At 72.7% G+C, this 18,513-nt stretch carries 18 protein-coding genes; 13 read left to right on the top strand and 5 right to left on the bottom strand.

Annotation, left to right across the window (positions count from 1 at the left end; translation table 11 throughout):
• The first annotated feature begins 76 nt into the window (after positions 1–76).
• The 4 genes from lanKC (at position 77) to ACTFTM_RS19720 (ending at position 6,336) form a co-directional block, all read left to right on the top strand.
• Positions 77–2,653 carry a class III lanthionine synthetase LanKC gene (gene lanKC / locus ACTFTM_RS19735; RefSeq protein ID WP_449561954.1) on the top strand — a complete coding sequence of 859 codons (2,577 nt, stop codon included), beginning with the start codon at positions 77–79 and terminating at the stop codon, positions 2,651–2,653.
• Between the two features lie 5 nt (positions 2,654–2,658).
• Positions 2,659–2,778, top strand: a complete 120-nt coding sequence (locus ACTFTM_RS19730; RefSeq protein WP_013734295.1) for a SapB/AmfS family lanthipeptide — start codon at positions 2,659–2,661, stop codon at positions 2,776–2,778.
• A gap of 76 nt (positions 2,779–2,854) precedes the next feature.
• Complete coding sequence (locus ACTFTM_RS19725) at positions 2,855–4,582, top strand: ABC transporter ATP-binding protein (RefSeq protein ID WP_449561953.1); 1,728 nt, start codon at positions 2,855–2,857, stop codon at positions 4,580–4,582.
• The gene (locus tag ACTFTM_RS19720) at positions 4,579–6,336 is read left to right on the top strand and encodes an ATP-binding cassette domain-containing protein (protein WP_449561952.1); all 1,758 of its coding nucleotides are present in this window, start codon (positions 4,579–4,581) and stop codon (positions 6,334–6,336) included. Before ACTFTM_RS19725 ends, ACTFTM_RS19720 begins: the two co-directional genes overlap by 4 nt.
• A gap of 10 nt (positions 6,337–6,346) precedes the next feature.
• Here ACTFTM_RS19720 and ACTFTM_RS19715 read toward each other — a convergent pair whose 3' ends face one another.
• The 3 genes from ACTFTM_RS19715 to ACTFTM_RS19705 all read right to left on the bottom strand — a co-directional run bounded on the left by ACTFTM_RS19715 (position 6,347) and on the right by ACTFTM_RS19705 (position 9,012).
• Complete coding sequence (locus tag ACTFTM_RS19715) at positions 6,347–6,931, bottom strand: response regulator transcription factor (RefSeq protein ID WP_449561951.1); 585 nt, start codon at positions 6,929–6,931, stop codon at positions 6,347–6,349.
• A 109-nt stretch (positions 6,932–7,040) separates the two neighbouring features.
• Positions 7,041–7,646: a response regulator transcription factor gene (locus tag ACTFTM_RS19710; protein ID WP_449561950.1), complete on the bottom strand. Its 606-nt coding sequence runs from the start codon at positions 7,644–7,646 to the stop codon at positions 7,041–7,043.
• A gap of 199 nt (positions 7,647–7,845) precedes the next feature.
• Positions 7,846–9,012: a hypothetical protein gene (locus tag ACTFTM_RS19705; RefSeq protein ID WP_449561949.1), complete on the bottom strand. Its 1,167-nt coding sequence runs from the start codon at positions 9,010–9,012 to the stop codon at positions 7,846–7,848.
• 197 nt (positions 9,013–9,209) lie between these two features.
• Here ACTFTM_RS19705 and ACTFTM_RS19700 point away from each other — a divergent pair, with 197 nt between their 5' ends.
• Both ACTFTM_RS19700 and ACTFTM_RS19695 read left to right on the top strand, forming a co-directional pair.
• A complete protein-coding gene (locus ACTFTM_RS19700; RefSeq protein ID WP_449561948.1) occupies positions 9,210–9,644 on the top strand; it encodes a glutaredoxin domain-containing protein in 435 nt (144 codons plus the stop codon).
• 73 nt (positions 9,645–9,717) lie between these two features.
• A complete protein-coding gene (locus ACTFTM_RS19695; RefSeq protein WP_449561947.1) occupies positions 9,718–10,035 on the top strand; it encodes a hypothetical protein in 318 nt (105 codons plus the stop codon).
• 70 nt (positions 10,036–10,105) lie between these two features.
• Here ACTFTM_RS19695 and ACTFTM_RS19690 read toward each other — a convergent pair whose 3' ends face one another.
• Both ACTFTM_RS19690 and ACTFTM_RS19685 read right to left on the bottom strand, forming a co-directional pair.
• Positions 10,106–11,191 (bottom strand): hypothetical protein, encoded by a 1,086-nt coding sequence (locus tag ACTFTM_RS19690; protein WP_449561946.1) that lies wholly within the window; start codon positions 11,189–11,191, stop codon positions 10,106–10,108.
• 155 nt (positions 11,192–11,346) lie between these two features.
• The gene (locus tag ACTFTM_RS19685) at positions 11,347–12,852 is read right to left on the bottom strand and encodes a DUF1996 domain-containing protein (protein ID WP_449561945.1); all 1,506 of its coding nucleotides are present in this window, start codon (positions 12,850–12,852) and stop codon (positions 11,347–11,349) included.
• Positions 12,853–13,041: 189 nt separating this feature from the next.
• Here ACTFTM_RS19685 and ACTFTM_RS19680 point away from each other — a divergent pair, with 189 nt between their 5' ends.
• The 7 genes from ACTFTM_RS19680 (at position 13,042) to ACTFTM_RS19650 (ending at position 18,497) form a co-directional block, all read left to right on the top strand.
• A complete protein-coding gene (locus ACTFTM_RS19680) occupies positions 13,042–13,683 on the top strand; it encodes a TMEM175 family protein (RefSeq protein ID WP_449561944.1) in 642 nt (213 codons plus the stop codon).
• A gap of 105 nt (positions 13,684–13,788) precedes the next feature.
• Entirely contained in the window at positions 13,789–14,202 is a 414-nt protein-coding gene (locus ACTFTM_RS19675; protein WP_449561943.1) for a DUF6069 family protein, read from the top strand.
• Positions 14,203–14,241: 39 nt separating this feature from the next.
• Positions 14,242–14,595 (top strand): YciI family protein, encoded by a 354-nt coding sequence (locus ACTFTM_RS19670; protein WP_449561942.1) that lies wholly within the window; start codon positions 14,242–14,244, stop codon positions 14,593–14,595.
• 20 nt (positions 14,596–14,615) lie between these two features.
• A complete protein-coding gene (locus ACTFTM_RS19665) occupies positions 14,616–15,815 on the top strand; it encodes an RNA polymerase sigma factor (protein WP_449561941.1) in 1,200 nt (399 codons plus the stop codon).
• A complete protein-coding gene (locus ACTFTM_RS19660) occupies positions 15,812–16,390 on the top strand; it encodes a dihydrofolate reductase family protein (protein ID WP_449561940.1) in 579 nt (192 codons plus the stop codon). The genes ACTFTM_RS19665 and ACTFTM_RS19660 overlap by 4 nt, the downstream gene beginning before the upstream one ends.
• Positions 16,391–16,537: 147 nt before the next feature.
• Positions 16,538–17,464: an NBR1-Ig-like domain-containing protein gene (locus ACTFTM_RS19655; protein ID WP_449561939.1), complete on the top strand. Its 927-nt coding sequence runs from the start codon at positions 16,538–16,540 to the stop codon at positions 17,462–17,464.
• A gap of 175 nt (positions 17,465–17,639) precedes the next feature.
• Entirely contained in the window at positions 17,640–18,497 is an 858-nt protein-coding gene (locus ACTFTM_RS19650) for a peptidoglycan-binding domain-containing protein (RefSeq protein ID WP_449561938.1), read from the top strand.
• Positions 18,498–18,513 lie beyond the last annotated feature (16 nt).

Here is an 18,513-nt window from a genome sequence, read left to right as displayed (position 1 = left end):
CCACCGGGGCCCGTCGATGAGACTCGATGCAACGCCGGACGACAGCAGCCGGTCGGATTCGAGAGGTGGCGGGACAGTGGACGAACGCTACGACAGCTACTGCGCCGCGGATCGCCTCTTCTACGACTCGCTCGGCAGCGCCGTCGCGCAGCCCGTCTTTCCGGCCGTCGACCGTCCGATCCCGACCGGCTGGCGCCGCGAGCCGCTCGACGACTGGCTGATCTACGCCCCCGACGGCGGTTCGCTGCCACAGCAGGGCTGGAAGATCCACGTGTCGGCGGGTCTGGCCAACGCCGAGCGGGTGCTGGACGCCGTCTGGGACTACTGCGTCCCCCGGGGCCTGTCCTTCAAGTTCCTCCGGGGGCCCCGCACGCTCCTGCTGCGCAACTCCAAGTACGCCTCCCGGGCCGCCAGCGGCAAGTTCATCACCGTTTACCCGCACGACGAGGCGGAGCTGGAGCTGGTCTGCAAGGAGCTCGACGAGCTGCTCACCGGCGAGCCCGGGCCGTACATCCTCAGCGACCTGCGCTACGGCGCCGGCCCGGTCCACGTGCGCTACGGCGGCTTCGCCGCCCGCTACTGCCACTCGGCCGACGGCCAGGTGGTGCCGGCGATCGAGGACGACTCGGGCACGCTGGTGCCGGACCGCCGCGATCCCGTCTTCCACGTGCCGGACTGGGTCACCCTGCCCGACTTCCTCGGCCCGCACCTCGCGGCCCGCGGCGGAACCAGCACCGACCAGGTGCCGTACCGGATCGAACGGGTCATCCACTTCTCCAACGGCGGCGGCCTGTACGTGGGACGGGACCTGCGTACCGACACCGAAGTGGTGTTGAAGGAGGCGCGGCCGCACGCCGGCCTGGACGCCGACGGCGTCGACGCCGTCGCCCGGCTGGCCCGGGAGGCCGACGCCCTGCGGCAGCTCGCCGACCTGCCGCAGGTGCCACGGGTGCACGACGAGTTTTCCCTGGGCGAGCACCGGTTCCTCGCGCTCGAGTTCATCGAGGGCCGACCGTTGAACAAGGTGCTTGTCGACAGGTACCCGCTGATCGACGCCGACGCGACGGACGAGGACCGGGCCGCGTACGCCCGCTGGGCCCGGCACGTCCACGAGCAGGTCGAGACCCTCATCGCAGCGATCCACGAACGCGGCCTGGTCTACGGCGACCTGCACCTGTTCAACATCATGATCCGCCCGGACGACCGGGTCGCCCTCGTCGACTTCGAGGTGGCCGCCCCGATCGACGGGCACCGCCGACCGGGGCTGCGCAACCAGGGCTTCGCGGCGCCCCGCGACCGGACCGGGCCGGCGGTCGACACGTACGCCCTGGCCTGCCTGCGGCTGGCGCTGTTCCTGCCCCTGACCCAGCTGGTACGGCTCTCCCCGGTGAAGGCGGCGCACCTGGCCGACGTCATCGCCGCGAACTTCGGAGTCCCGAGGTCCTTCCTCGACCCGGCGGTCGAGGAGATCACCGGCGGCCCGCAGGTGACGGGTGCGCACGACGCGCCCGTCACACCGGACAGGCTGGCGACGGCGATCCTGGCCAGCGCCACCCCGACCCGCGACGACCGGCTCTTCCCCGGCGACATCGAGCAGTTCCGCAGCGGCGGCCTCAACCTCGCCCACGGGGCGGCGGGAGTGCTGTACGCGTTGCACACCAGCGGCGTCGGACGGTGGCCCGAGCACGAGGACTGGCTGGTACGGCGGGCGACCGCGCCCCCGTCCGGCACCCGCTGCGGCTTCTACGACGGCCTGCACGGTGTCGCCCACGCCCTCGAGAGCCTCGATCGACGCCAGGACGCGCTGGACGTGCTCGACATCTGCCTGCGCGAGCCCCTGGACGGACTCGACCACAGCCTGGCGAGTGGGCTGTCCGGGATCGCGCTCAACCTGGCCGAGTTGGCCGCCCGTACCGGGGAGGTGTCGTTGCGCGACGCCGCGTGGCGGGCCGCCGAGCGGGTGATCGGGCAACTGGCCGACGACCCTGGCCCGGACATCAGCGGCGGACGTCACCCGTACGCCGGGCTGCTGCGCGGCCGGACCGGCCCGGCGTTGATGCTGCTACGGCTCTACGAGCTCAGCGGCGACGAGGACCTGTTGGGGCACGCCGCCACGGCGTTGCGCCAGGACCTGCGCCGGTGCGTGCTGCGACCGGACGGCGCCCTGGAGGTCAACGAGGGCTGGCGGACCATGCCGTACCTGGCACAGGGCAGCGTCGGCATCGGTCTGGTCCTCGATCAGTACCTGCGCCACCGCGACGATGAGAGGTTCGCCGAGGCCAGCGCCGGCATCCGCCGCGCGGCACGGTCACCGTTCTACGCGCAGACCGGGCTCTTCGCCGGCCGGGCCGGGATCATCGCCTACCTCGCCGCCTCGGTCCACGACGACGACCGCCGGGAACTCGACGCGCAGGTGGACCGGCTGGCCTGGCACGCGCTGCCGTACCGGGAGGGGACCGCCTTCCCCGGTGAGCAGCTGCTCCGGCTCTCCATGGACTTCGGCACCGGCACCGCCGGCGTGCTCTACGCGCTGACCTGCGCGCGGCAGCACGACGCGCCGGTGCTGCCCTTCCTCGCGCCCCTGCCGGGCGCGCAGAGACTCCCTCGCCACCGCGAGGGCGACAGGATCGAAAAAGGAATGGAAGGGAGGTGAACGACATGGCGCTTCTGGACCTCCAGGGCCTGGAGATGGCTCCGGCCGACCGCACGGGTGGCGGTAGCCGGGCGAGCCTGCTGCTCTGCGGCGACAGCTCGCTCTCCGTCACGACCTGCAACTGATCCGTCGCAACAACGTGATCGCCCTGGGTGGGCAGACGTGCCCACCCAGGGCGACCGCGTAGCACCGGGAGGACCGATGTCGACGTTCGACGCGGGGGACCGGCTGCTGCGGCGGACGGTCCTGGCCGGCGGAGGCTGGACGGCCGGCCTCGCGGCGGTCGCGCTACTGGGCGCGGCCGCCGAACTGTTGCTTCCCGCAGCCCTGGGCCGCGCCGTCGACGCCGCCCTCAGCGGCGGCTCGATCTGGTGGGCGGTGGCCGCCTGCGGCCTGGTGGTCGCCCTCGTCTGCGTCGATGCCCTGACGGACCTGGCCAGCGGATTCGGCGCGGCACGCGCCACCGCCGGGTTGCGCCGCCACCTGCTGCGCCACCTGTTCGCGCTGGACGTCCGTACCGCCCGCCGGTATCCGGTGGGAGATCTCGTCGGCCGGCTGGTCGGCCAGGCCGCCGACGCGGGACAGGCCGGCAACGCCGTGGTGCTGACCGCCGTGGCGGTGCTGCCCCCACTCGGCAGCGTCGTCGCGCTCGCCCTCCTGGAGCCGGTCCTGGGGATCACCCTGCTCGCCGGCCTCGGTCTGCTCGCCGTCCTCATGCGTGCCTTCGTGGCCGACGCCTCCGCCGCGACCGCCGGCTACCAGCGGGTCCTCGGCGTCATCGCCGGCCGACTGCTGGAGTCGCTGACCGGCGCCCGGACCATCGCCGCCGCCGCCACGGTCCACCGCGAGGAGGCCCGCGTGCTGGCGGCCCTGCCGGAGCTGGGCCGGCACGGCCGACGCACGTGGAACCTGCTCGCCCGGGCCAGCGCGCGTACCTCGGCCGTCGCGCCGCTGCTGCACCTGAGCGTCATCGCGGTCGGCGGGTACGCCCTGACGGCCGGCTGGCTCACGCCCGGTGAACTGGTCGCCGCCGTCCGGTACGCGGCCATGGGCGCCGGCCTCGGTGCGGTCCTCGCCACGCTCAATCACCTGGTACGCAGCCGCGCCGGGGCGCACCGCGTCGCCGAACCGTTGCGACAGCCCGTCGCGACCAGCGGCGACCGGCCCCTTCCGCCCGGCGGCGGCGCGCTGCGACTTCGTGACGTGCACGTGTACGGCGACGACGGCCGCCCGGTCCTGGACGGCATCGACCTGGACGTACCGGCCGGCGCGACCGTGGCCGTCGTCGGCGCGTCCGGCGCCGGCAAGTCGACCCTCGCGGCGGTGGCGGGACGGCTGCACGACCCCGACCACGGTGAGGTGCGCCTCGATGGCGTACCGCTGCGTGACCTCGACGCGTCGGCGCTGCGCCGAGCCGTCGGCTACGCCTTCGACCAGCCGGTGCTGATCGGCGCGACCGTCCACGACGCGATCGGCCTGGCGCTGCCGGGTGCCGCCGCGACGCCGCCGGCCGACGGACGCCCGGCCACACCCGCGGTGCTGCGGGCGGCCCGCCTGGCGGCGGTCGACGACGTGATCGACCGGCTGCCCGGGGGTTACCGCACCCCGCTGGTGGACACGCCGCTCTCCGGTGGTGAGACCCAGCGCCTCGGCCTGGCCCGGGCGTTCGCCGCCGAGCGGCTGCTCATCCTGGACGACGCCACGTCCAGCCTGGACACCGCGACCGAACACCGCATCTCCGAGGCGGTCATCGGACGCTCCGGCGAGCGGACCCGACTCGTCATCACCCACCGGACGGCGGCGGCCGCGAGCGCCGATCTCGTCGCCTGGCTGGACGGCGGTCGGCTGCGCGGTCTGGCGCCGCACCGGCGACTCTGGTCCGACCCGGACTACCGGGCCGTGTTCGAGCCGGCCGGCGGTGGATCATGACCCCGCTGACCGTGCGCCAGGTGACCTGGCGGGCACTGCGGGCCCGCCGGGGGGATCTCGCGCGGCTCTGCGGGTGGTCGCTCGTCGAGGCGCTGCCCGCGCTGCTCGCCGGCCTGCTGGTCGCCCGTGCCGTCGACGACGGTTTTCTGGCCGGACGCCTGGTCGACGGCCTGGCGTGGTTGGGGGGTCTCGCCGTGGCCGTGCTGGTCGGCGCGGCGGCGACCGGCCGGACGTACCGGAGCCTCGGCGCGGTGGTCGAGCCGTTCCGCGACGAGGTGGCTACCCAGGTGGTGCGGGGCGCGTTGCGCGGCGCCACCCGTGCCGGTGGTCGTCCGGACAGCGCGGCGATGGCCCGGCTGACCCACCAGATGGAAATCGTCCGGGACACCTTCGCCGGTCTGCTGATGGTGACGCGTGGGTTCCTCTTCTCCGCCGGCGCGGCCCTGCTCGGCCTCCTCGCGCTCGCGCCGGTGGCGGCGGCGCTGGCCGCCGCGCCGCTGGTCGCCGGCCTGGTCGTGTTCCTCGCCGCGCTGCCGGCCATGGTCGCGCACCAGCGGGCGTACGTCCGTGCCGGTGAGCTGCTGGGCCAGTCGGCGGCGACGGCGCTGGCCGGTCACCGGGACGTGCTGGCCTCCGGCGCCCAGGCGCGCGTGACGTCCGAGGTGGAACGCCGGGTGTCGGCGCAGGCCGCCGCCGAGCGCACCCTCGCGCGGATGGCGGTGATCCGCAGCCTCAGCCTCGGTATCGGCGGCTGGTCGCCGTTGGTGATCCTGCTCGTCGCCGCCCCGTGGCTGGTCGACCGTGGGATGACGGCGGGCGCGATCCTCGGGGCGCTGATCTACGTGTCCACCGGGCTGCAACCGGCCCTGCACACGCTCGTGCAGGGCCTCGGCGGCGGCGGGCTGCGCTACGCGGTCACCCTGGAGAACATCCTGCGCGTCTATCCGGACCTGCCGCCGTCCGCGGGGGAGACCCCTGGCCCGCGCCCGTCGACCAGGCCGGTCGGGGGCGCACCGGCCGCCGAGGTCCGGGGACTGACCTTCCGGTACGGCCCGAGCGCCGCGCCGATCCTGCGGGATTTCTCGCTGACGCTCGCCGACGGCGATCACCTGGCCGTGGTGGGACCCAGCGGCGCGGGCAAGTCCACGCTGGCTGCCCTGCTGGCCGGTCTCGTGCCACCCCAGGAGGGCACGGTGCACCTGGCCGGCGCTCCGGTCGCCGACGCCGCGCCGGGCGGTCTGGCCCGGATGCGGGTGCTGCTTCCCCAGCAGGCGTACGTCTTCACCGGGACGCTCGCCGACAACCTGCGCTACCTGCGGCCCGACGCCGACGACGACACCCTGGAGGTCGCCCTCCAGGCGCTCGGCGCGCGCCCCCTGGCGACCCGCCTGGGGGGCCTGGACGCTCCGGTCGTACCGGCCCTGCTCTCCGCCGGTGAGCGGCAGCTCGTCGCGGCGGTCCGGGCCTGGCTCGCGCCCGCTGCACTGGCGATCCTCGATGAGGCGACCTGCCACCTCGACCCGGCGTTGGAGGCGACGGTCGAGGCCGCCTTCGCCGGGCGGGCCGGCAGCCTCGTCGTGATCGCCCACCGGATCAGTTCCGCCCTGCGGGCCTCTCGGGTGCTGGTGCTCGACGGCGACGCGCCCGTGCTGGGCACGCACGAGCAGTTGCTGACCCGATCGGCCACCTACCGGGCGCTCGTCGGCTGCTGGGAGCAGCCGACGACGCCGTTCCCGGCGACGCGGCGGGGCTGACCGCCTCCGATCAGATCCAGCCCGCCTCGCCCGCCAGCCGCACCGCCTCCACCCGGGTGCGGGCACCCACCTTGTGGGCGATCCGAGCGAGGTGGTTGCGGACCGTGCCACGGCTGAGCCCGAGCGACACCGCCACCTCGGCGACCGGCGCCCCCGCGGCCGTCAGCGTCAACACCTCACGTTCACGCTCGTTCAGCGGGTTGTCCGAGTGCAGGGCCGCGACGACGAGGTCCGCGTCGAGGACGGGCTCCCGGCGGGCCAGCCGGCGGATGCCGTCGACGACCCGCTGGGGAGCGGCGTCGTTGCGCAGGATGCCGAACGTCCGGGACGGACTGAGCAGCCCCCGCAGCCGGCGGGCCCGGTGCGGGTGGACCAGCATCAGGACGGGGCAGAGACCCAGGCGTTCGGGCACCTCCTGCTCGACGAGGTCGAGGTCGGCCACCACCACGTCCGGGCGTTGGGTACGGACGGCCGCGTGGATCGCGTCGCCGCGATCCACTTCCGCCACGACTCGGATGTCCTCCTCGGCGGCGAGGACGAACGACAGTGCGCCCAGCACCAGAGCCCCGTCCAGAGCGAGCAGGGTACGGATCACGACGAACCTTCCCGCGCGTGGATAACGATCACTCAACGTCAATATTCAAACACGCATCCGTTCGCGCCGCACGGCGACGGGGCGGGTCCGCAGGGACCCGCCCCGATGGCTACAGCCAGCCGTTGCGCCGGGCGTGCCACACCGCCTCCAACCGGTTGCGGGCCCCGATCTTGCGCAGGATCGCCGACAGGTGGTTACGCACCGTCCCGTGGGCGAGGAAGAGGCGACCGGCGATCTCCTTGAGCGGCAGACCCTCGGCAGCCATCCGCAGCACGTCCAACTCCCGAGGCGTCAACGGCATCTCCGGGGGACTGAGCGCCGCCACGGCGGCGGCCGGGTCGATCGCCCGCTCTCCGGCGGCGAGCGCGCGGATCGACCGCACCAGCTCCACGAGGGGACTGTCCTTGCCGACCAGACCGCGCGCGCCGGCCGCCAGCGCCGCCTCCACCAGCGCCGGGCTCCACCGGGGGCTCATCGCCAACACGGCGGCGTGCGGCACCTCGGCGCTGATCCGGGCGACCAGCTCCACGGGGTCGGGCAGCTCCGGTGTCAGCGCCAGCACCACCACCTGGGGCCTGCACCGGCGGACCGCCGTCAACAGTTCGCCGGCGCCATCGACGTCGGCGACCACCTCCATGTCCTCCTCACGGGAGAGCGCGGCGCAGAGCGCTCCGCGCAGCAGACCCATGTCCTCGGCGACAACAACGTGGATCACCGTGCTTCTCCGATCTCGGGTGCACGTCACGACGGTCAGCGAGCCCGGCGTCTCCACGGGTCGAGCGCGATCGTCGTACGCGAAAAGTCGGGCGGCCATGGGCCCACGACGCCGTCAGGGCGCGCGGGCGGGCTCCATTGACCAGGCCAGCGGGCAGGGACCGACCGTGCGGGCGAGCAGCCCGGGTCGGCGGCCGGCCTCAGCCCGGGCGGGCGATCGCAGACGGAGTTCGGGTCTCGACGAAGAGCGGCACGAGGTGACAGGGCGCGGCGATGCCGGGGTGTGACTGCCGGTGAGCGGGCCGGACCAGACCCGGCGTGGGCGTGACGCCCCCGTCGGCGCCGGCGGCGTCCTGGTCGGCCGGGGTGACGGGCTGACCCGGAGAGTAGGCCGCTACGGCCGGCGGTGCCGGGCGCGCGGCGAGGTGGCCCGGTGGGGCCGTGGAGGGCAGGTGCGCGGCCACGGGTGTCGGCGGCGGTGCGGCCGGGCACGGTGTCGCCGCGGCGCGTACGGGCGGCAGGGCCGGACCCGGCGGCGCTGGCGGGGCCGGCGCTGCCGCCGGGCCGGGGGGTGCGGCGGCCGGTTCGGGCGCCGGGGGAGCGAAGGGTGCGCGCGGCGCGGGTACGACCACGTCGAGGGCGGGTGGCAGGACGGCGTCGACGACGCGCAGGAGCGCCATGACGACAGGGGCGATCGGCAGTGCGCGTACGACGCCGACGGCGGGCCGCAGGACCGGGGTGAGCAGATCCGCCACGGCGGGCGGGACGAGGGCCCCGGGCAGCTCTCGGTGATCGGGCCCGGCGGTGGCCGGTTGCCGTGCGGAATCTGCCGCCGATCGAGGTGGGCGGGCGCGGTGGGCGGGACGATGAGTCGCGCGGGCCGTGGTCGAGGTGCGCAGCCGTTCGTGGCGCGCGGCGTCGGACCGGACGGGTGCGCTCGCCCGGGACGGCGGCACGGACATGCGCGCGGTGTCCGTCGGGCGGCGGGACGCGGTCGGGGACGGTACGTCGCGTGCGCCGACGACACCGGCCACCACGCCGGTCAGCGGAGCATGGCGTCCACCATGGCGGTGGTCGCCGGCGCGCACGTCGGACCCTGGATCACGGTCGGAGCGCTCGATGGTGGCGACCTGGCGGACCGGCTCCACCAGGGCGCCGAGCTGCCGATGGAGCTCGTCGCCGGAACTGCCGCGCGTGCCGTCGGCGCTGGCCGGCCCCTGGAACGCAAGGGCCAGGAGGAAGCCTCCTCCGACGGCCACCGCGATCAGCGCCAGACGCCGGGCGAGCCTGCGCAGGCGGTCGGCCACGACCGGCGCGGGTCGACCCGGCGCGGACGTCGGCGCGGTTCCGTTGACGGGACTTCGCACGCGGGCACTACCCCCTTGCCTCGAGACTGACCCATAGTAGCGATGCGCTTACGTATTCGCATCCGGTGATGCGCACGGTCAGCGGCCGGGCGTGTCCCGCGCGTGCGCGCGACGTGTGCCGGGCAACGCCCGATGCCGGGTCGGTCTCCACCGGGGCAGCGCGGGCGCAGCCTCCCGTCGACGGTAGTGTTCCCAGCGTGGTGCGGCGGTGGGCCCTGACGGTGTTGACGGCGACCTTCGGCGTGGTGGTCCTGGCGTCGCAACTGGCCGCCGGGTTACCAGTGGCCGGCGTTGTCGAGTTTCTGATCTTCCTGGCGGTGGCGTTCGGGGTGTCGCCGCTGGCTTTTCCCCGCTCGACGGGGGCCGCCGAAGCCCAGCGGGCCAGCGCGGCGGACGGGCTGCCGATCGTGTACTGGCGCCCCGGCTGCCGCTACTGCCTCCAGCTCCGCTTCTCGCTTGGCCGGCTCGCTCGGCAGGCCCACTGGGTCGACATCTGGCGCGACCCGGAGGGTGCCGCGGCCGTTCGGGCGATCACCGGCGGCAACGAGACGGTGCCCACCGTCGTGTTCGACGCTCAGGCCGTGGTGAACCCCGACCGAGGCTGGCTCCGCGAGCGGCTCCGCCGGCTCTGATCCTCCCGCCGCTGCTCGAGAGCGGACTGCCCGCACCGCCGGGACCGACGGCTGTCCGACGCGTCGCGCTCGTGTGGCGAGCCCGGGGATCATCGACGCGCTCGTCGACGGCGGCGGCGTCTACAACGGCGGGGGCGTGGTCGTCCTGCGGCGCACCCTTGTCAGCCGCAACAAGGCCTTCGGCGCCAGCTCGCGGGGCGGCGGGATCTACAACAACCGCACCCTCACCTTCACGCAGGCCAAGGTCACGGAGAACGTCTCCGTCGTGGCGCCGGGTGGGGTCTTCAACGACGGTGGCCAGGTCACCGTGGACGACAAGACGGTCATCAGCGGCAACCGACCCACCAACTGCGCGCCGAGCGCACCACCCGTACCCAACTGCTTCGGCTGACCACCGCGGCACCCGGTCCCGCCCGGACCCGATCACCAGATCGGGTCCGGGCGGGACCGGCCGTGTGCGCTCAGAGGCGGGAGGTGAAGGTGGCCAGGAAGCGGTGGGGGGTGATGACGCCGGCGTTGTCGAAGCAGATCACGTCGACGTCGGCGTTGGTGGTGTACGTCCACGGTTGGGTGAGGTGGCAGTAGTTGCTGCCACCACCCTGCGCGACCACCTGGGCGTGCGTCTCCTTGAGACCGATCTGCGGGAAGGTCGCCAGGTAGCGGCCGGCGGGCGCGATCGCCGCCACGGTGTTCGCGCCGACGCCGAGCACCGAGTTGTCGTTGGTGGGCCCGCCGACGGCGGTACCCAGGTAACCGAAGTACGACGGCGGACCGAGGGAGCCGATCACCGGCCGCCGACGGTGGTACGAGAGCACGAAGTCGGTGTTGACGGCGGCCCCGGCCTGGTCGTAGCAGAAGACGTAGACCTGCACCTCGGTCCCGACCGCGCCCCAAGAGTTGACCTTGCACCGGCGCGGTCCGGCGTTCGGCTGCACGGCGGTGACCTGCACGTCGCCGGCGAGCACTCCGGCCAGCCCGACACCGGGCAGCCGCACCAGATACTGCCCGACGCCCACGGGGCCGGCCGCGTTCACCACGCCCGTCGAGTTGTACGACTGCACCACCAGACCGCTGGTCCACTGCACGTACGCGTGGGAGGTGCCGGCCGGCAGCACGCCGGAGCTGGTCGTCCAGAGCACGGTGAACGGGGTGTCCTCGCGCGTGCCGCCGGGCCGGTGGCACTGCACGTCGACGATCTCGTCGGCGCCGGACTGGAACCAGCGGACCACCTCGCAGTAGTGCCCGGTCCGGTTCACCGGGGTCACGTGCGGCACGCCCCGCGAGCTGGCGCCCACCTGCGGGAACCGGACCTGGAACCGGCCGGGCGCGAGCTTGACGCCGTCGGCCCAGGCGGCCGGGAACGCCGTCTTCCAGCTACCCCACTGCCGGCTGGTGTCCAGCACGGTCCAGACCGCCACGGTGGGGTCCTTGACGTACGCGAAGCCCCAGCGGTCGGCGGTGGCGGCGGCGGCCGGCGCCGGTGGTGCGAGCGCGCTGGCGGCCAGGACGGCGGCCACCGCGGCGGTGACGAACGTTCGGAGACGCATGTGTTCCTCCACTCGACAGGGACGTGTCGGGGAGGAGTGTGCTTTTGGTGATTGCATGGTCACAGTCGGCTACTGCACGTTGCGATGTCGGGTGTCCGCTACCGACGGACGGCCCCACGCCTGCGCGTGGGGCCGTCCGTCGGGTACGGGTGGGGTCAGCCGCCGGCGAAGGTCACCTCGGTGCCGCACTTGGCCTTCTGGTTCAGGCAGGACTTCACCAGGGGTCCGAGGCGGGCCGGCTCCCAGGCGTTCATGAAGTCACCGTGCATCGAGGACGGCTTGCCGGAGGACAGGCTCAGACCGTTCCCACCCAGCGACTGGTAGTTGACCATGAAGGACAGGTTCGGCACCGCCACCGGGTACTTGCCGGTGCAGACGCCGTTGACCGGGTCGCCCATGTGTGACTTGTGGTCGGGCGAGTCGATGTTCTTGCCGTCCCAGCAGTCCTTGAAGACGAGCTGGAAGATGAGGTTGCCGCCGGAGGCGCAGACCGGCCAGTTGCCGTCGGAGCTGCGGCCGGTCTCGGCGCTGCCGGCGCACCAGAACTGGTTGCTGCCGGCGTTCTTCGGGGTGTCCACCTGCTTCTTGGCGTCGCCCTCGACCATCCGCAGGCCCGGGGGGAAGGGCTTGACGGTGGACGGGTCCTTGACCCGCGAGCCGTAGTAGACCCGGAAGCTCTTCATCGGTACGGGCTTGCCGTCCTTGCGCAGCTCCGGGGTCCAGTAGGCGCTCAGGTCACCGGGTGCGTTGCAGGTGGTGGTCGAGGAGAGCAACGTGTCGGTCGTGGTGAACGCGTCGATCTTCGGGCCGAAGAAGGTGTGCATGTGCGACGCGCCCGGCAGGCCGGGAACGACGATCGGGTCGTCCGGCGCCGAGTTGGCCAGCTCGCAGTCCGTGTGGAACTCGGGAACGCGGGTCGTCCCCGGCGTCACCGGCTTCGGCGTGATCGCGTTGAAGGCGGCCAGTTCCCGGTCCCACCGGGCCTGGTCGACCGGCACCCAACCGGCCACGGGCGCGGTGCTCGGCGTGGTGGGCGTGGCGCCGGGGGTGGTCGGGGTGGCGCCCGGGGTCGTCGGCGCGGCCGGACTGGAACTCGGCGCGCCCGGCGTGGCACCCGTCGCGGAGCCGAACGTGAACCAGTTCAGGTTCACGAAGTCCGACCGGGAGGCGCTCTTCATGACGGCGAAGACGGTCTGTGGGCCGGTCGGCACGCTGGACGCCGTGGCGGTCACCGTCGTCCACTTCTGCCAGTCGCCGGTGTGGGCGATCGGGAAGCTGGCCAGCAGGGTGCCGGTCTGCGTGCCGAGGCGCAGCTCGACGGCGCCGCCGTCGGTGTTGTTGGCGGCGACCCGGGCCTTCAGGTCGGCGTCGGTGATGGACACGCCGTCGTACCGCAGCCAGTCGCCATTGCCGAGCCAGCCGACGTTTTTGCCGCCGTCGGCGTCGCCGGTGTTCTCGGTCTGCGCGCCCGACTGCGCCGCGAAGGACTCCGCCTGGACCCGGCCCGGCACGGCGACCTCTTCGGCCTGGGCGCCGGCGATGTAGATGCCACTGCCAACCAGGGCGGCGGCTACGCCCGAGGCGAGCGTGATGCGAGCGAGGCGGCGGCGCTTGCGCGCCCGGTCCGGCGGTGCGACGTGCGCGGGGGGAGGAGTCCGCATTACCAGTGTTTTCCTTCGAGTCGACGATAACGCTCTGTCGGATGAAGTATGTGCACGTCCGGGACCTGCGGCAACGTGCGGAAAAAGAATTAAGGAGGGTCGTGGACAAGTGTCCTGGTGGCCGTCGAGCCGGCCCCGGATAACAATTTTTTGCCCTCGTACCCTTAAGTTTTTATTAATACTGATGGCATGCCCTCCAGGACTGGCGTCCCCCGGCTCACGCGTCAGCCGGGCCGGCTGGTTGCCTTCAGCGACGCCGTCTTCGCCATCGCCGTCACGCTCCTCGTGCTGGAGATCCAACCGCCGAAGGACTTCGGAAACCTCCTGCGGGGCCTCGGCGCGTTGTGGCCGTCGTACCTCGCCTACGCGCTGAGCTTCCTCCTGGTCGGTCAGGTGTGGGTCAACCACCACGTCATGTTCGACCGCGTCCGGCACGTCGACCGTCAGGTCCTGTTCCTCAACACGTTGCTCCTGATGGTCATCGCGTTCCTACCGTTCTCGACGTCGCTGCTCGCCGAGGCGCTCCGCGCGGAGCAGGGGCTGCGGACAGCGGTGGTCGTCTACGGCACCACACTGTGGGTGGCGGCGGCCCTGTTCAACGTCATCTGGGCCCATCTCCGGCGGGCCCGACTCCTGGATCCCGACCTCGGCCCTCGCGGCGTCCGGGCCGTTGGCCGCCGGTTCGCGCTCGCGCTGGCCTGGATCGGCTCCGGCATCCTCGTCGGCGCGTTCCTGCCGATCGCGGGCGTCGTCATCATCGCGGCCTTCCTGCCCGCCTACTACCTGCCCATTCGCGGTGAGGACGGCGAGTCCACCGACCACCCCGGATGACTGGGCGAAAAGATCTGGACGTGGCTGTCGATCGGGGCCGGATCCGTTCGTAGCCCTGGTGAGAGCCCGGCACCGAGCCGGGCCACCCACCCGCTGGAGGGCTCGATGACCACGACGGCACCCACCACCCGCTCGACCACGTCGACCCTTGGCGCGCTCATCCGCACCGGTGTCGTCGCCACGATCACCGCGAGCGCCGCGACCATGATCGTCGCCGCCTCCGGCCGAGCGGCGGGCGTCAGCCTCGACGTGAGCGGCGCTCCGATACCGGTGGCCGGATTCGGTGTGCTGACCACCGTCTTCTCGCTGATCGGCGTCGTCCTCGCGGCGCTGCTGTCCCGGTTCGCGCGGCGACCGCGGCGGGCGTTCGTCCGTACGACGGTGGCGCTGACGGTGCTGTCGCTGGTGCCGGACGTCATCGCCGACGCCGACACGGCCACCAGAGCGCTGCTGATGCTCACCCACCTGGTCGCCGCCGCGATCGTCGTCCCGGCCGTCGCCCGCCGCCTGGCCGGCTGACCTGTCACCATCGGACCGTCACACCACCGGAGGACCGTCATGAAGCAGTACCTGTTGTCCGTGCACGTCGTCGAGGGCGCAGCCGCCATGTCCGACGAGGAGTTGGAGATCATGTTCGCCGAGACCGGCCGCATCAACGACGAGATGCAGGCCGCCGGGGTCTGGGTCTTCGGCGGCGGGCTCGTGTCACCGGAGAGCGCCACCGTCGTCCGGATCGAGAACGGGGCCACCACCATGAGCGACGGGCCCTTCGCCGAGACGAAGGAGCACCTCGCCGGATTCTGGGTGCTCAAGTGCGCGGACCTGGACCAGGCGCTCGTGTGGGCCGAGAAGTGCGCGGCCGCCTGCGGCCCGATCGAGGTACGCCCCTTCGACGACCTGTCCCAGGCCTGACCCGGAGCCGGTCGACCGACATGGACCTGGCGAGCATCTACCGCGCGGAGTACGGCCGCTGCGTCGCCACCCTGGCCCGCCTCCTCGGCGACATCAACCTCGCCGAGGAGGCGGTCCAGGACGCCTTCACCACGGCCGTGCAGAAGTGGGACACGCTGCCGCCCAACCCGGGCGCCTGGATCGTGACCACCGCTCGCAACCGGGCCATCGACCGGCTCCGTCGGGAGTCGTCCCGCGAGGCCCGGCACGCCCAGGCCCTTCTGCTTCAGCAACAGGACGCGCCCCAGGAGGTGGGACCCGTGAAGGACGACCAGCTACGACTCATCTTCACCTGCTGCCACCCGGCGCTCGCCGTCGAGGCGCGGACGGCCCTCACGCTGCGCCTGCTCGGTGGCCTCGAGGTCCCGGAGATCGCCCGTGCCTACCTGGTCCGCGAGACGACCATCGCGCAGCGGATCGTGCGCGCGAAGAAGAAGATCCGGGATGCCGCCATCCCCTACCGGGTACCCGCCGAGCACGAGCTGCCGGATCGTCTGCCGCCCGTGCTCACCGTGCTCTACCTGATGTTCAACGAGGGCTACGTCTCCACGGCAGGCCCGCTGATCAGGACGGACCTCTGCGCCGAGGCGATCCGGCTCGCCCGCGAGCTGGCCGCGTTGATGCCGGACGAACCCGAGGTCCTGGGCCTGCTCGCCCTGCTGCTGCTGATCGAGGCGCGTCGCCCGGCCCGGCTCGGCCCGGCCGGCGAGCTGGTGCTCCTGGCCGACCAGGACCGGTCGCTGTGGAACGCCGCGCTCGTCGCCGAGGGGCACGATCTGGTCCGGCGGTGTCTGCGGCGCAACCAGCCCGGCCCGTACCAGATCCAGGCCGCGATCAACGCGGTGCACACCGATGGCGCGGCCACCGACTGGCGGCAGGTTCTGGCGCTGTACGACCAGCTCCTCGCGCTCACGCCGAACCCCGTCGTGGCGCTCAACCGCGCGGTCGCGGTGGCCGAGGCACACGGCCCGGAGGCGGCCCTCGCCGCGCTGGAGACGGTCGACCTGCCCGGCTACCACCGGCTGCCCGCCACCCGGGCCGAGCTGCTGGCCCGGCTCGGGCGCGACACGCAGGCCCGCGCCGCCTACGACGAGGCCATCGCACTGGTCGGCAACGAGACCGAGCGCGCCTTCCTCGAGGCGCGTCGCAGCGAACTCACCCACACGAGGAGACCAGCGTGACCGCCACCTACACCTTCGACGTCTTCACCAGCCTCGACGGCTTCGGCAGCACCACCGGCAACTGGGGTGGCTACTGGGGCAAGCAGGGCCCCGAGCTGCTGGATCGTCGCCTCGCCCGCTACGACGGGGAGCACCGCATGGTCTTCGGCGCCCGCACGTTCGAGTTGTTCCGACAGCTGCTGGCCGACAGCACCGAGGAGTCCGGAATCCGCGACGCCTGGGTCACCCGGATGAGGAGCCTGCCGGCGACGGTCGTGTCGAACACCCTTGCGGGCCCGCTCGACTGGCCGGACGCCACCGTCGTACGCGGCGACGCGGTCGACGTGGTCGCCCGGCTCAAGGAGGAGTCCGAGGTGCCCCTGCGCTCGCACGGCAGCCTGTCGATGAACCGGGCACTGATGGCCGCCGGTCTGGTCGACCTCGTGCAGGTGACGCTGTTCCCGGTGATCACCGGTCAGACCGGAACCGAACCGATCTTTCACGGCGCGGCCGACTTCGACCTGGAGCTGGTCGAGAGCCGCACGCTCGACGGTAGGACCCAGGAACTCGTCTACCGACCGATCCCGCACAACTGAGTCCTGGCCGCCGGGTTCGTCCCGGTGTGGGCGGGGCCGTTGATTCCCGTGTCGTCGATGCACCACATTGATACTCGCCGCAGCTCGTTCGGTAGCCTCTGACACGCTCTGACAACGTCTGACAAAGTCGTCTGACCTGGGGGACTGATGAGGGACCAGCGTGCCGCCGACGAGTCGAGTCAGGACGGACGGCCCGCCGAACGGTTCGCCGAGCAGTTGCGGACACTGCGCAGCGCCGCCGGAGACCCCTCGTTCCGGAAGATGGCGGGGCGATCAGGGCGGATCTCGCACACGACCCTGCACGAGGCCGCCGCCGGGACCCGGTTCCCCTCGTGGGAGACCACGCGGGAGTTCGTCCGGGCCTGCGGGGCGGACGAGGCCCTGTGGCGGCGCCGATGGGAGGAGGCGCAGCGCCCGGGGACGCCCGCCCGGCCGAGCGGAGACGGTGACCTCGCGCCGGCCGTCGCCGCGTCCGCGCCGAAGGAGCAGGGCATGGTGCAGGTCATGGAGTATCCGCGGGCCGAGGAACGCGTCGTGCTGACGCGGCGGCGCGGTCTGCGGTGGCTCAACACCGCCGCGGTGGTGCTGGTGGTGGCGGTGGTCGCCGTCCTGGGCGTGATCGTCCGTGGCCGGTCGGGCGCGGACGGCTCCCGCCCGCCGACGGCGTCACCGTCACCGACCGCGTCACCGTCCGCGACGGCGTTCTCGGACTCCCTGATTCCCGGGGACTCGAGCAGGTTCGTCGCCGACGTCACCATTCCCGACGGCACCCAGGTCAAGGTGAACGCCCAGTTCGACAAGGTGTGGGCTCTCGCGAACGTGGGAGAGGTCGACTGGCACAACCGGTACCTGGCGCGGATGGACCCCGCCGCCGACGGTTCCGGCTGCCGGACACCGGATCGGGTGCCGATCGGTGACACGCCACCCGGCGAACAGGTGATGATCCGTGTCCGGGTCACCGCGCCGAGCCGCCCTGGCAAGTGCTGGGTCAGTTGGAAGATGGTCGACGAGGCCGGGCGGGAGTACTTCCCGACCCGGCGGCCGGTGTACTTCATGGTCACCGTGACCGCCTGAGGTCAGGTCGCGATGTCAGATCCGGGCTTCGAGCCAAGCTGACAACACCGCATTCATCGAGGTCGGTGACGGTCTGACGGATCTGACAGTCCACCGGGGGTACCGAACAGCGGGGCACTTCTCGCAGGGTGATGTCGAACCGAGAACGACTCACCAGCTACGAGGAGGACCCACCTTGCGCCGTCCCTGGTTAATCGCCGGACTCGCCGCGCTCTGCGTGGCCGTCGGCGTCCCGGGCCACGCGGTGGCATCCGGTGCCACAGCGCAGCGGACCGCCACCGCGGCCGCGTTGCCGATCGTGGACATGGAGGCCACCGTCCTGGCCGCTCAGATCGACCCCCGCCGGGCCGACAACACGCTGACTCCGGGTGCGAAGAACTCCGTGCTCGCCGTGGAGCAGGCGTTGCAGGCGCAGGGCCTGCTGAACGCGCAGTGGGTCGACGGCTACTTCGGCACGGTGACCGTCTCGGCGTACGCGGCGTACCAACGCTCACTCGGCTACACCGGGCTGGCCGCGAACGGGCTGCCCGGCACGACGTCGCTGACGAAGCTCGGGCAGAACCGCTACACCGTCGCCCACACGATCGGGCCGGGCGCGAAGGTCCCGCGCGACGGGTACGTCGTCAACGCCCGAACCCAGGCGATGCTGGCCGAGGCGCAGCGTCTGCTGGGCCAGACCCTGGTGCTCGAGCAGGGCTCGTACAACCCCGGGGGTGACCCGACCTCGGCCGGCACGCACGACGGCGGGGGTGTGGTGGACATCGCGGTCGCCGGCATGACCGCGACCCGTCGCACCGCGGTCGTCCGGGCGCTTCGCCGGGTCGGCTTCGCCGCCTGGGTCCGTAACCCGAGTCAGGGCGACTGGCCGTGGCACATCCACGCTGCGGCGATCAGCGACACGGACCTGTCCAGCCAGGCGCAGCACCAGACCGGTGACTACCACCTCGGCATGAACGGACTGGCCAACCGTGGCCCGGACGACGGCCCCCAGGTCCCGATCCAGACCTGGGAGCAGTACCAGCGCGGGCAGTGACCCGCACCCCCCTCAC

The organism is Micromonospora sp. RB23 (genome assembly GCF_053585025.1).
The sequence above is the reverse complement of the archived record's forward strand: the minus strand, read 5'-3'. Positions and strand labels throughout refer to the sequence as shown.